General features: G+C 55.2%; 16 protein-coding genes and 1 tRNA gene. 4 read left to right on the top strand and 13 right to left on the bottom strand.

Annotation, left to right across the window (positions count from 1 at the left end):
• Positions 1 to 21: 21 nt before the first annotated feature.
• From DWV16_RS14555 to DWV16_RS14545, 3 genes are read right to left on the bottom strand one after another with little or no spacing between them, the layout of a single operon-like run.
• The gene (locus DWV16_RS14555) at positions 22 to 1056 is read right to left on the bottom strand and encodes an L-threonylcarbamoyladenylate synthase (protein ID WP_243007334.1); all 1035 of its coding nucleotides are present in this window, start codon (positions 1054 to 1056) and stop codon (positions 22 to 24) included.
• A gap of 20 nt (positions 1057 to 1076) precedes the next feature.
• Complete coding sequence (gene prfA / locus DWV16_RS14550; RefSeq protein ID WP_066453327.1) at positions 1077 to 2153, bottom strand: peptide chain release factor 1; 1077 nt, start codon at positions 2151 to 2153, stop codon at positions 1077 to 1079.
• A gap of 48 nt (positions 2154 to 2201) precedes the next feature.
• Positions 2202 to 2423 carry a DUF951 domain-containing protein gene (locus tag DWV16_RS14545; RefSeq protein WP_066453324.1) on the bottom strand — a complete coding sequence of 74 codons (222 nt, stop codon included), beginning with the start codon at positions 2421 to 2423 and terminating at the stop codon, positions 2202 to 2204.
• Between the two features lie 195 nt (positions 2424 to 2618).
• On the opposite strand from DWV16_RS14545, the gene DWV16_RS14540 reads away from it, so the two are divergent.
• Positions 2619 to 3557, top strand: coding sequence for a S1 RNA-binding domain-containing protein (locus DWV16_RS14540; protein ID WP_066453323.1), 939 nt, complete (start codon positions 2619 to 2621; stop codon positions 3555 to 3557).
• Positions 3558 to 3600: 43 nt separating this feature from the next.
• Here the strand turns inward: DWV16_RS14540 and DWV16_RS14535 are convergent, their stop codons facing one another.
• From DWV16_RS14535 to DWV16_RS14515, 5 genes are all read right to left on the bottom strand, one after another.
• On the bottom strand, positions 3601 to 4698 hold the full coding sequence (locus DWV16_RS14535) for a DUF362 domain-containing protein (protein WP_118479944.1): 1098 nt from the start codon (positions 4696 to 4698) through the stop codon (positions 3601 to 3603).
• A 29-nt stretch (positions 4699 to 4727) separates the two neighbouring features.
• Positions 4728 to 5666 (bottom strand): AEC family transporter, encoded by a 939-nt coding sequence (locus tag DWV16_RS14530; protein ID WP_066453320.1) that lies wholly within the window; start codon positions 5664 to 5666, stop codon positions 4728 to 4730.
• A gap of 37 nt (positions 5667 to 5703) precedes the next feature.
• Positions 5704 to 6975, bottom strand: a complete 1272-nt coding sequence (locus DWV16_RS14525) for a replication-associated recombination protein A (protein ID WP_118479940.1) — start codon at positions 6973 to 6975, stop codon at positions 5704 to 5706.
• Positions 6976 to 7079: 104 nt separating this feature from the next.
• The gene (gene glyA / locus DWV16_RS14520; protein WP_118479938.1) at positions 7080 to 8336 is read right to left on the bottom strand and encodes a serine hydroxymethyltransferase; all 1257 of its coding nucleotides are present in this window, start codon (positions 8334 to 8336) and stop codon (positions 7080 to 7082) included.
• 23 nt (positions 8337 to 8359) lie between these two features.
• Entirely contained in the window at positions 8360 to 8818 is a 459-nt protein-coding gene (locus DWV16_RS14515; RefSeq protein ID WP_118479936.1) for a DUF2752 domain-containing protein, read from the bottom strand.
• A 40-nt stretch (positions 8819 to 8858) separates the two neighbouring features.
• Between DWV16_RS14515 and DWV16_RS18905 the strand changes: the two genes are divergently transcribed.
• On the top strand, positions 8859 to 9146 hold the full coding sequence (locus DWV16_RS18905) for a hypothetical protein (protein WP_147349475.1): 288 nt from the start codon (positions 8859 to 8861) through the stop codon (positions 9144 to 9146).
• On the opposite strand, the gene DWV16_RS14510 is transcribed toward DWV16_RS18905, so the two are convergent.
• From DWV16_RS14510 to DWV16_RS14500, 3 genes are all read right to left on the bottom strand, one after another.
• Positions 9143 to 9472 (bottom strand): hypothetical protein, encoded by a 330-nt coding sequence (locus tag DWV16_RS14510; protein ID WP_066453304.1) that lies wholly within the window; start codon positions 9470 to 9472, stop codon positions 9143 to 9145. The genes DWV16_RS18905 and DWV16_RS14510 overlap by 4 nt on opposite strands.
• Positions 9473 to 9844: 372 nt before the next feature.
• The gene (locus DWV16_RS14505) at positions 9845 to 10306 is read right to left on the bottom strand and encodes a GyrI-like domain-containing protein (protein ID WP_118479934.1); all 462 of its coding nucleotides are present in this window, start codon (positions 10304 to 10306) and stop codon (positions 9845 to 9847) included.
• 270 nt (positions 10307 to 10576) lie between these two features.
• A tRNA-Ser gene (locus DWV16_RS14500) sits at positions 10577 to 10647 on the bottom strand.
• 256 nt (positions 10648 to 10903) lie between these two features.
• Between DWV16_RS14500 and DWV16_RS14495 the strand changes: the two genes are divergently transcribed.
• Both DWV16_RS14495 and DWV16_RS14490 read left to right on the top strand, forming a co-directional pair.
• Positions 10904 to 11086 (top strand): type II toxin-antitoxin system HicA family toxin, encoded by a 183-nt coding sequence (locus tag DWV16_RS14495; RefSeq protein ID WP_118479932.1) that lies wholly within the window; start codon positions 10904 to 10906, stop codon positions 11084 to 11086.
• A gap of 39 nt (positions 11087 to 11125) precedes the next feature.
• A complete protein-coding gene (locus DWV16_RS14490; RefSeq protein ID WP_118479930.1) occupies positions 11126 to 11509 on the top strand; it encodes a type II toxin-antitoxin system HicB family antitoxin in 384 nt (127 codons plus the stop codon).
• 68 nt (positions 11510 to 11577) lie between these two features.
• On the opposite strand, the gene DWV16_RS19125 is transcribed toward DWV16_RS14490, so the two are convergent.
• On the bottom strand, positions 11578 to 11754 hold the full coding sequence (locus tag DWV16_RS19125; protein ID WP_158572915.1) for a hypothetical protein: 177 nt from the start codon (positions 11752 to 11754) through the stop codon (positions 11578 to 11580).
• A gap of 133 nt (positions 11755 to 11887) precedes the next feature.
• A partial coding sequence (locus DWV16_RS19120) for a hypothetical protein (protein WP_158572913.1) occupies positions 11888 to 12199 on the bottom strand: 312 nt, incomplete at its 5' end.

Raw genomic sequence — 12199 nt, 5'->3', positions numbered from 1 at the left:
TTGCGCCAGCCCCTTAACATATTAAAGTAAAATTACGTCAAATCCCGCTGCGCGAAGCAGTCTGTTGTAAACCGCCTGTCCGATCCCCTCGATGTCCGAAATGCGCACATAAACCATCCCGAGTCCTTCCTTACCCCCCTGCCGCAAAGCGTCAAACAGCCGGTGCGCCTGGGAAGCCGGGTCGTTTTCATGTCCATAGGTGATGCACCGCCGGCCCCAAAAATGCGGCGCGTCCTCCTCAAAGCAAAGGATTCCAAAATCCTGCTTCTGCGATGCGACAAACCGTCCGAATTGGGCAAGGTCCCCGCGCACCAGCACCACCCGCGCTTTCGGCGAATAGTGCTTATACTTCATACCGGGCGAAGCGACCTTGCAGTCGTCGGAAAGGTGCTCAAACACCCCAGGGTCAAGCGTCATCTCCGGGATCACCTGCCGCAGCATTTCGAGCGTCACAGCGCCTGGCCGCAAAACAGAGGGCGGGTCGGTACACAGCGTCAGCACCGTCGATTCCACGCCAACTTCGCATTCCCCGCCGTCGACAATCGCGTCCACTCGGCCGGTGAGGTCGTCAATGCAGTGCTGCGCGGTTGTCGGGCTCGGTGATCCGGAAAGGTTCGCGCTCGGCGCCGCGAGCGGCACACCGCTGCGGCGGATGAGCTCCCGCGCGACCGGATGGGATGGCATGCGGATCGCAACTGTCTCAAGCCCCCCGGAAGTGGCTGGCGGGATCTTGTCCGATTTTTCCATAATCACCGTCATCGGGCCCGGCCAAAAAGCTTCCGCCAAACGGCGAAGCGCGTCCGGGACGGTTTTCACCAGCGGCGGGATCTGTGAAAGATCCGAAACGTGCACGATGAGCGGGTTGTCGCCCGGTCGGCCCTTTGCCGTATAAATCGCGTGGGCCGCCTGCGGATCGAGGGCATTGGCCGCGAGCCCATAGACCGTTTCGGTCGGGATCGCCACGAGCTTTCCTTCCCGCAGAAGCGCCGCCGCCTGGTCGAGCGCAGCGCGGTCCTTTTCAATATCGGTAACCTTCAAAACTTTTGTCCTTGGCAATACGACATCTCCCGCTAAAATTACGATTCCCCGGAAGCCTGAAGCTTCTCGGCCTGGTCAAAGGTGATGAGCGCGTCGATCAATTCGGCGAGATCGCCGTTTAAAACCGCGTCGAGCTTATAAAGCGTGAGCCCGATCCTGTGGTCGGTGACCCGGCCCTGTGGAAAGTTGTAGGTACGGATGCGCTCCGAGCGGTCCCCGGTGCCGACCTGGAGCTTGCGTTCCGAAGCGATCCGGTCGTTCTGCTCGCGCACTTTGATGTCTAATAGGCGCGAACGAAGCACCTTGAGCGCCCGGTCCTTGTTCTTATATTGGCTGCGCTCATCCTGGCATTCGACCACCATGCCGGTCGGCAGGTGGGTCACACGGATGGCGGAGGAGGTCTTGTTGACATGCTGGCCACCCGCGCCGGACGAACGGAAAACGTCGATCTGCAAATCCTTCGGGTCGAGATCGAACTCGACCTCCTCCGCTTCCGGCAGCACCGCGACCGTGACAGTCGAGGTGTGGATACGGCCCTGCGTTTCGGTTTCCGGAACCCGTTGGACGCGGTGGACGCCGCTTTCAAACTTGAGCTTCGAGTAAGCGCCTTCCCCGTCAATTGAGAAACTGATCTCCTTAAAGCCGCCGAGCTCGGTTTCACTCATACCGAGCACCTCACAGTTCCACCCCTGGCTTTCGGCGTACATCGTGTACATCCGGTAAAGGCTCCCCGCGAAAAGCGCCGCTTCTTCCCCGCCGGCGCCGCCGCGGATTTCGACGATGACGTTCTTTTCGTCGTTCGGGTCGCGCGGCAAAAGCAGGAGCTTCAGCTCCTGCGCCGCTTCGTCGATCTGCTGCTTGTTCGTGTCGTACTGCTCCTGCGCGAGTTCCCGCAGCTCCTTGTCGAGCCCGCCCTCCTCGAGCATTTCACGCGCTTCCTCATAGGCTTGCTTCGCCGCGCGGTAAGCGCGGTATTTCTCCGCAATCGGCTCGAGCCGTTTATATTCCTTCATCAGCGAGGTGTACTGCGCCTGGTCGTTCACGACGTCCGGCTGCATGAGCTTGTGGTTTACTTCTTCAAAACGGCTTGCGACCGCATCCAATTTATCAAACATTCCGCTATTCCTCTCGTGTTCGTTTTTGATGAAATTGATGCAGCCCCGCTACAAATGCTGCGGTTTTAAATCGTTCACACTGAGCTCGGCGCCGTCGCGCAGCACCTTGCGGATGTTCTTTTCCACCTTGGCGCGCGGGACCATCACCTCGCGCCCGCATCCGGTACAGCGAATGCGGAAATCCATTCCGACACGGCCGACCGTGAACCGGTGTTCCCCACAGGGATGTGGTTTTTTCATCACCAGCACATCCCCCACCTGAATATTCATCCGCCGTTCACCCCGTTTCCTTTCATGAATATCGGACACCCTGATCTTATATTATACAGAAGTTTTCATTTAATCGCAACAAGCCAGTTGTAAATATTTTAGCCGTCAAACCTTCCCGCACGCGCGCCGCGCGCGTCATACCCCCCGCTCAAAGCGCATATAGTGTTGTATGTGCAAAGAGGAGGGTCAAATAAAATGTCAAACTACAAACCCGAAGGAATGCTGATCGACACCGCCGCCAATAAACAGGCGTTTCATTCTCTTTCGGCGCTGCAGGAAGCGCATGCCGCCGGCCGGATTCTGGAAAGCCGCGCCATCGTCTGCGACTCCCAGCACAACCTCATTGTGGACATGGGCGCATACCGCGGCATGATTCCCCGGGAGGAAGGCGCGCTCGGCATCTCGGACGGCTCCACCCGGGATATCGCGATCATCTCCCGGGTCAACAAGCCGGTTTGTTACCGCATCACCGGTTTTTCCTTCAACCCCGACGGCGTGGTCATCCCCCTGCTCTCCCGCCGCGCCGTGCAGCAGGAATGTATGGACAGCTACATCACAAAGCTCACGCCCGGCGATGTCATCGACGCGCGGGTCACCCATCTCGAAGCGTTCGGCTGTTTTGTCGATATCGGCTGCGGAATCCCTTCGCTCATCCCCATCGATTCGATTTCGGTCAGCCGGATATCCCATCCGCGCGACCGTTTCCACACCGGACAGGAAATCAAAGCGGTGGTCCGCGCTGTCGAGGAAGGCGGGCGGATCTCGCTCTCCCATAAAGAGCTGCTCGGCACCTGGGCCGAGAACGCAGCCCTCTTCGCGCCTGGCGAAACGGTCGCCGGGATTGTGCGGTCGGTGGAGGAATACGGTGTGTTCGTGGAACTCACCCCAAACCTTGCGGGGCTTGCCGAACCGCGCGACGGCGTAAAGATCGGCCAGCACGCGAGCGTCTACATAAAGAACCTCATCCCGGAAAAAATGAAGGTGAAGCTGATTATCGTCGACGCGTTTGACGCCGCTTACCGTGCCGCTCCGTCGCCGTATTTCGTCAGCGAAGGACACATCTCCCGCTGGCAGTATTCACCCGACTGTTCCGATCGCGTGATTGAGACGTCCTTTGGCGGACCTCCAAAATAGAAACCGCAAAGAGCGCGGCCGCAGCCGCGCTCTTTTTGTGCGTTTATTGCTTTCCCTGCGCATATTCCCGCAGGAACGCGAGCATTTCTGGTGTTTTCGGCGGGCAGCCAGCCAGCGAATGCGCCATGCAGGAAGTGCAGTTCCCCACACCAAGCCCGCCGGGCTTCCCGCGGAACTTCTGCCCAATGCATACCTGCGGCAGACTTGCGAGCAGGCCCTCGTCATCAAGCCGCGCGAACGCCTGGATGAGGTTCGCATAACAGGCCGAACAGGCGTCCCGCTGGTCCGCGTGCCGCGCAAGCCGCTGCACCTTGCGGGCGGACGTGGGGCGCGCCGGGGTTTCGTCACGGCTGAGCTCCCGGATCTGCGCCTTCGCGAGGTCGGCGCTTCCGACGCCGTACCCTTCCGCCAGGCGGATATATTCGATGTCCGCCGGCTCGTAGCCCATTGAGGAAGCGATGAAGCTGTCCACCAGCACCGGATCAAGCCCGCAGAACATCCGGTTCATCTGCACCGGGTTGCCGCCTTCCTCAAAGTCGAGGTCTCCGCAGATGCCGTCCACCAGAATAAAATCCTGCTTTAAGACCTTGTTCAGGCAAGCGATCGGCTTATGCAGGCCCATGGTATGGAAATGCCGTTTCTCCCGGTCGGAAATGAGGCCTTTGAGATTTTTGAGCGAACCGGTCACAGTCGTCTGGCAGTGCCCCTTGAGCACCGGGATATTGATCAGGAAATCAACTGCGAGCGCCTTCTCGCAAACCTCCATTTTCATGCCGTCAAAGGACTTGATCACAATCTTGTCTTTTTTCGTATTGAAAAGCGGCACGCCATACTTTTTGGAAAGAGCCGTATATCCGCAGGTGCGAAAGGCGGAATCGGTATCGTCCCCGACCCAAGAACCCTCCAGGATCAGGATATTCTCGTGCCCGTGGGCGCGCAAATATTCGATCGCGCCGGCAAGGATCTCCGGATGGGTGGTCGCGCCGGTATCGGCCGGGCGGCCCACCACGAGGTTTGGCTTGAGGCCCACGAGCGCCCCCTTGGGGATCATCTGCGCGACCTGCGCTTCTTCCATCAGTTCTTTTGCCATCACGAATGGGTCCTCCCCATAGGTGACCAGGATTTCATTGCGCGTAAGCATCGGCATCGCCTCCTAAAGATAACACAGGATTACAAATAGCCCAAATGGCTCAGTAAAAAGATCCATCCAAAGACGGACAGGATTGAAAAGAGCGAAGTGAATACCACGATCTGTCCCGAGAGTTCCGCGTCCGAATCCATCTGCTGCGCCATGGTGAAGGAATTTACCGCGGTCGGCACAACCAGGATGGTGAGCAGCGCCGCCAGTGTGACCTCCCGGAATCCAAGCGCGATCACCACCGGCATCAGGATAGCCGGGATCAGGATCAGGCGGGAAAAGACGGCCCAGAAAAGCGCACGCAGGTTATGCCCGACCGCGTCAAAACGGAAGGTGCCGCCAAGCCCAAGCAGGGCAAGCGGTGTTGTGATTTTGGTGATGCTCATAACCGCTTCATCGGCGATGGCCGGCAGATGCACGCCGCACAAAAGCCCCGCTAGGCCGGTGACCGTGCCCACAATGAGCGGGTTTGTGACGATCCCGTACAGAACCTTTTTGAGGCTGGCCCTGCCGCCCCGGCAGCTTTCCAGCAGGATGACGGCCAGGGTGTTGTAGACCGGGATGACCACTGCGATCATCAGGGCGGCCACACCCGCCCGTTCGTCCCCGTAAAGGGTGGTGACCAGCGGCAGGCCGAACAGCAGCGTGTTGCCGCGGAAGATCCCCTGCACCAGAGCTCCCAGCCGCCGTTTCTCCTTCACAAAGATGATGCAGCCCCCCAAGGTGCCGAAAAAGATCACAAAGACACACACGACGCCCGCGACCAGCAATTTTTCATCGAGGGTGCTCGACAGGTCGGTGTGTATCACACTGATAAAAAGATGAATTGGAAAAAGCACCTTGAAGCAGATGGTATTGACCTGGGAAACGGTGTGGTCGTCCCACAGCTTCAGCCGCCGCAGGGCATAGCCCAGCAGAACCGCCGCGCAGATCGGCGTGATGATCCGGGCGGATAAATATAAGCTTTCCATTTTATTCCTCGAATCCGCATGTTCCGTCAGATTTTTGTCATTTGCCCGCCTGCGCTTCCCGCAGGATCTTTTCCCGATAGGCCTTTGCGGCCGATTCGGTTTTGTTGTCACCGAACTCGTAGTAAACCTTGCCTTTGAGTTCATCGGGCAGGTATTGCTGCCTGACATAGTGGTTGGGATAGTCATGGGGGTATAGGTAGTTCTGTCCTTTTTCCTTCACCTCTGCGCCGTCGTAATGCTTATTCTGCAAGGCGCGCGGGAAGGAGCCGGTGAGACCCGCCTCCACATCCGCCAGCGCGGCGTTGATCCCCATATAGGAGGAGTTCGATTTGGGCGCGGTGCACATCAACACCACCGCTTCGGCCAGCGGAATCCGCCCTTCGGGCAGCCCAAGCTGGATCGCCGAATCGACGCAGGCCTTTACGATGACCGCCGCCATCGGATAAGCCATCCCCACATCCTCGCTTGCCATGACAAGCAGCCGCCGGCAGGGCGAGAGCAAATCCCCTGCCGCCAAAAGCCGCGCCAGATAATGCAGCGCGGCGTTTTCGTCCGAACCACGCACCGATTTCTGCAGGGCGGAAACGAGGTCGTAGTGTTCATCCCCCTGCTTGTCGTAGCGGTTGGCGCTCTTCTGCGCCACCTGCTTGGCGTCGTCGAGCGTGACTGCGCCGCCTTCACCCGCTGCAAGCGACAGCATCTCCACCGCGTTGATCGATTTGCGCACGTCGCCTCCGCAGGCTGCCGCAATGTAAGGGACTACCCCGTCCTCCACGGCAAAAGCCCCTCCGAAATACTCCCTGGCGATCGAAAAGGCGCGGTTCACCGCACGTTCGACCGCCGCGGGCGGCACAGGTTTAAATTCAAAGACGGTGCTGCGCGAAAGGATCGCGTTGTAGATATAGAAATAGGGGTTTTCAGTTGTGGATGCGATCAGGGTGATCGACCCGTTTTCGATAAATTCGAGCAGCGTCTGCTGCTGTTTTTTGTTGAGGTACTGGATCTCGTCGAGGTAGAGGAGCACTCCGTTCATCCCGTCGATCGTCCCGGTTTCGGTGACCACATCGCGGATATCGGCGGTCGAGGCGGTGGTGCCATTGAGTTTGCAGAGCTTCTTGCCCGCCCGCTTCGCGATGATCGAAGCGACCGTCGTCTTGCCGATGCCGGACGGGCCGTAAAAGATCAGATTCGGGATGTTGCCGGTTTCGATCATCCGGCGCAGAACCTTATCCTTACCAAGGATGTGTTCCTGCCCGACCACGTCGTCGAGCGTCTGGGGGCGGATGCGGTCGGCCAATGGTGCAGCCATTTCAAAATCACCTCGATCCAAAAATCTGAAAGCGGCGCGGAGGACCTTGTCCTCCGCGCCCCAGCCGCCCGTTTACGGGCGGTATCACATCTCTGATTGCAGGATTACTCGTAAAGCGGATATTTCGCGCAGAGCGCATCGACGCCGGCGCGGATTTCATCAGCCTTTTGATCGAAATCGGTCGCAGCCAGGAAGATAAACTCGGCAATCCGGTCCATATCCTCTTCTTTAAAGCCGCGGGTGGTGACCGCCGGGGTTCCAATACGCACGCCGCTCGTGACAAACGGGCTCTGCGGGTCATTGGGGATGGCATTTTTGTTGACGGTGATGTAGACCTCATCGAGCTTCTTCTCAAGCTCCTTGCCGGTGACATTCATGCTGCGCAGGTCAAGCAGGATCAGATGATTGTCGCTGCCGCCCGAAACGAGCGAAAAGCCGCGTTTGGTCAGCGCCTTCGCCAGCGCCTGGCAGTTGAGGACCGTCTGGCGCTGACTCGCCTTGAATGCAGGTTTCAGCGCCTCGCCGAAGCAGACCGCCTTCGCGGCGATGATATGTTCGAGCGGGCCGCCCTGGGTACCTGGGAACACGGCCTTGTTGAATTTCTTGGCGAGCTCCTCATTGTTCGTGAGGATCATGCCGCCGCGCGGGCCGCGCAGGGTCTTATGGGTGGTGGAGGTGACCACGTCGGCGTACGGCACCGGGGACGGATGCTCTCCTGCGGCGACCAGCCCCGCGATGTGGGCCATATCCACCATGAAGTAGGCGCCGACCTCTTTGGCAATTGCGGAGAGTTTCTCAAAATCGATGACGCGCGGATAGGCGGAAGCGCCAGCCACAATAAGCTTGGGTTTATGCTTTATCGCGAGCTCCCGCGCCTGATCGTAATCGATCGTCTGGGTGTCGTCCCGCAGCCCGTACGGGACAAAGTTATAGTATTTGCCCGACATGTTGACCGGGGAACCATGGGTCAGGTGCCCGCCGTCGGCCAGGCTCATACCCAGGACGGTATCGCCCGGCTCGAGCAGGGCAAAGTAGACGGCGAGGTTTGCCTGCGCGCCCGAATGCGGCTGGACATTCGCATAGCCCGCGCCGAAGAGCTCCTTGGCGCGCGCGATCGCGATATCCTCCACAATGTCCACACATTCGCAGCCGCCGTAATACCGCTTGCCGGAATAGCCTTCGGCGTATTTGTTGGTCAGTACGCTGCCCATTGCGGCCAGAACCGCCGGGCTGACGATATTTTCGGACGCGATCAGTTCGATGTTCCGGCGCTGGCGCGCAAGCTCCTTCTGCATGCCCGCGCCAACCTCCGGATCGAACCGGGATACAAATCCAATGGTGTCCATCATCTCACTGTACATTTTTCATTACCTCCATCACATCATTACATTTTTATCAAAAGGAACAGTTTCCGGAAAATGACCGGAAACCGCGCGTTTGGTTCCAAAAAAGCGGGATACTGACCCAAGAAAAACAGGGCGATCCGCACCGCCCAGAAGCACAGAAACAGCGCGATGAAAACGGCCCAGAGCCTTTTGGAGCGCAGAAGCCGCGGCCTGAAAAGCCAGCCATAAGCGCAGATCGCCGCATAAGCGCAGACGACGTACACCAGCGGGTTAAAACGGAACGCCCCGATAAAATCGAACCGCAGAAGCGCGGCAGCCGCGCGGGTCATACCGCACGCCGGGCATTCGACGCCGAATGTCCAGCGCAGCGGACAGCGGTAAACGCCCCAATGCGCCGCCAGCCACACAAGCGCCGCAATCCCCAAAAGCATGACAGCGAGCTGTCCGGCGCGTCCCAGGAGCGTATTCGCGCGGGAAAAAAGACGATACTTTTTCATAATAAAGCTAGTATAGCACAAACGGCTTGGGCCGCACAAGATGAAAGCCTTTCTTTTTCTCGAAAAATGTGCTAGTATTTCCGTATTGTATGAATTCGCGAAAAAGGGGAGTCCTTACCATGTCGTTCTTTCAGCGTCCCGCGCCGCCAACCTGGAAAATCCTGCTCTATTGCGTGCTTTCCGCCGTCCTTCTGATCATTTTCGGAAAAGTCATGGCACTTTTCCAAATCGTGCTCTGATTCTTTCCCTGCATAAACAAGCCGGCGTCACAAATGTGACGCCGGCTTGTTATTATGAATTAGGAGAAAAAAATGAAAAGCAAAATTAAGCGGTCTGCCCGAAGCTGTCATTGTCCTTCGGCGTAAACCGGACCCGGGTCGCACGGGCGCGTTTTTTGGCGCTGACCTGTTTTCCGTAAACGATCATCTGATTGATGAAGTAAGCGGCAAAGCCAAGCGTAAACGAAGCGAACAGCTTTTGAAGAATCTTATTGGTGAAGCTGTAGGCAAGCAGGTCGCGCAGCCAGAGGAAGAATCCAGCGTCACGGGAAAATTCAATCAGCCCGCCGGCAAAAGCCGACAGCAGCACAAAGGTCATAACCGCCACAGCAGCGCCAATCAGCAGCGAAGTCCTCCGGGTATTTTGTTTTGTCATAGCGGTTTACCTCCTTCAAAAGTTACAAATTGTAACTTTTATACGAATTTCTACAGATGTTTTTACTCTTTGTAATCTCTGCTATCTATAATATATCATATATTATGCGGAAATCAAGAGGAAAATTCAAATTTGTTAAAATTTTTTTCATAATTGTTACTGTTCTGTAACCTCAATGTAACCTAATTGTAATTTTTCCATTTATTTCCTGATCGATTCTGTAACCGGTTTGTCATTTTTGCAAATTTTGTCGTTTTCAACAGGTTTCCTGTTCCCGCTCCTTCCATCCTATTCCCTTTCCCAATAAACGGTGTCTGATTTACTATGCGAAAACCGAGGCGGATGTAACCACATCCGCCTCGGTTTCATCTTTTATTTGAGCGGCATGAACACACGCGTCAGCAACTCATCCTCTGGTGAATCCGGTCCATTGTAATAGTACTCGTAGAAAGGCCCGGCGGGTTCGCATCTCTGTTTGGCAAACCAGGCCTCCAAATCTTCATAGGCCGGGCCTATCTGGGCATACGGGCCGCGGTAGATGCAGCTGGCCGCTTTGCCCGCTGGGATTTTGGAAGAGGCGATCTCCCCCTTTCCCGGCTGCGCTGACGGAACCGGAAAACCGATCTCCACATCCAGCGCGTCCACATCCATATTATAATAGATCACGAACGGCACGTCACAGATCCCAACCCCCAGCTCGGCCAGATATCCGCCAATCCTAGCATAGCTCTTTGCGATCAGCTCCGGGAGCCCCTGCGCCGGGACGGTCGCGCGGATGGTAAGGGTCGGCTGTTCCCGCAGTTCAAACAGTTCAACATTTGACATTTTTGACATCTTGCATTCCTCCTTTGATTTGATACCAGTTTATCAAATGTACCGGACAACTGTCTGTCATATTACCGGGGCCGCACAAAACGTTCCAATATTCTTAATAACAGCTACATATCAGAAGACAGTAAAATTCAACACCTCCGGCTGCCGTCAAAGCGGACATCTTTCACGCCATGGAACGCCGGCTTCCTGCTTATATTGCTGGTTCTCTTTTTTCAGCAAATGAAAGAACCTCTGTAAAAAGCTTACAAAAGCCTTTTACAGAGGTTCTTCTGGAGCTGATAATCAGATTCGAACTGATGACCTCATCCTTACCAAGGATGTTCTAAGCCCGCATTATAAGCGGGTTTGAAGGCATTTTGTAATCACTTTGTCATCACTTAAATTTTTTAATTCGTCTCATTTGCTTATAAAAAGCGTTTTTTCTCATGTATAGCTTTTGTATATACTATATTATATATACAATTTTTTATCACAAAATAATCCCCCAATTCGATTGACTCGTCAAAAATAACACGTGTAAATACGTGTTATTTTTTCGCAAAATCTATTGACAACACGTGCTAACACGTGTTATAATATAATCAAGAGGTGAGGATAATGACAGAGAGAGAAATCCTAAAAATTCTCAAATCAAACGGTTGGAAGATAACGGAGGGCGGCAATCATCACCTCGCAACAAACCCCCAAAAGCCCGGCGTTAAAATCCCGATACCCCGGCACAGAGGGGATATTCCGATCGGCACAGCAAACAACATCCTAAAGGCTGCGGGGCTGAAATAAGCTCCGCTCCTTTGGGACATCCATAAAGGAGGAATTTTTGTGAAATATGTTTATCCTGCAATTTTTACTCCGGAGGGCACCGACTACAATGTAACAGTCCCCGACCTTCCCGGCTGCGTGACGTTTGGGCGCGATCTCCCTGATGCTATCCAAATGGCGCGGGATGCTATGGCAATGTGGCTTTGTGACGCAGAGGACAATCAGGAGGCTATCCCCACGGCCAGCGATTCCCTCTCCTGCCCGCCTGAAAGCTTTGTGAGCCTGGTAGATTGCGACACCAACGAATACCGACGTGAAAATGACAACCGAGCCGTCAAAAAAACTTTAACACTCCCTAGTTGGCTAAGCGCAAAGGCCGAGCGTGCTGGAGTTAATTTTTCGCAGGTTCTCCAGGACGGATTAAAGCAAAAACTAAATTTGTAGCAATGTCAAAAAGATGCCCGCTGTATGCGGGCATCTTTTTGACGTGTTCATATTTTTTGCTCTCCATGTCAACCCGGTGTCTGGCCTATCAGGTCCGATAAATCCCTCATCGCTTCATTCAGCTCCCGAAGAATCGGAACGGCCCTTTCCCCGCCCTTTTCCCAATATACAATGTCCGCTAGAATGTCATGTGCCTTTTGCATCTGCTTTAGAGCCAAATTCATTCTGTTTCTCACTTTTTCCAAAATTATCGCCTCCTCCCCTTTATTATCCAATGGATATGGTGGCAAGGCAACCGGTAATGTTTTCCTGCCACATGTAGGTGTTTTGCATAAATAAAAGAGTCGTCCGAAGGCGGCTCTTTTATTGACCTCTCATTTATCTATTAGCCATGCAGTCCCCGCAGCAATAGGTGTGGCAGATGGGGCAAAGACCGTCTGTGTGGATGTGCTTATGAGTGGTAACAGTTTCGGCGGTTTTGATTTCTGCCAGCTTGTAGCAGCGAGTGAGGTACTCTTTGTATTCTTCGATCGTCTCGGCCAGCTTATCGGAGCGCCAAACTTTATTTGCAGCATCCCATTTTGCGTAAAGATCGGATTTAATGACGTCGCGCATTTCATAGGTTCTCCCGGAGATCGTTCCAGCCTCGGTGTCGATGATGATGGTATTTCTGCCTCTGCTCATTTCGTA

Source organism: Anaerotruncus sp. AF02-27 (assembly GCF_003465835.1).
Taxonomy (GTDB): domain Bacteria; phylum Bacillota; class Clostridia; order Oscillospirales; family Ruminococcaceae; genus Anaerotruncus; species Anaerotruncus rubiinfantis.
The sequence above is the reverse complement of the archived record's forward strand: the minus strand, read 5'-3'. Positions and strand labels throughout refer to the sequence as shown.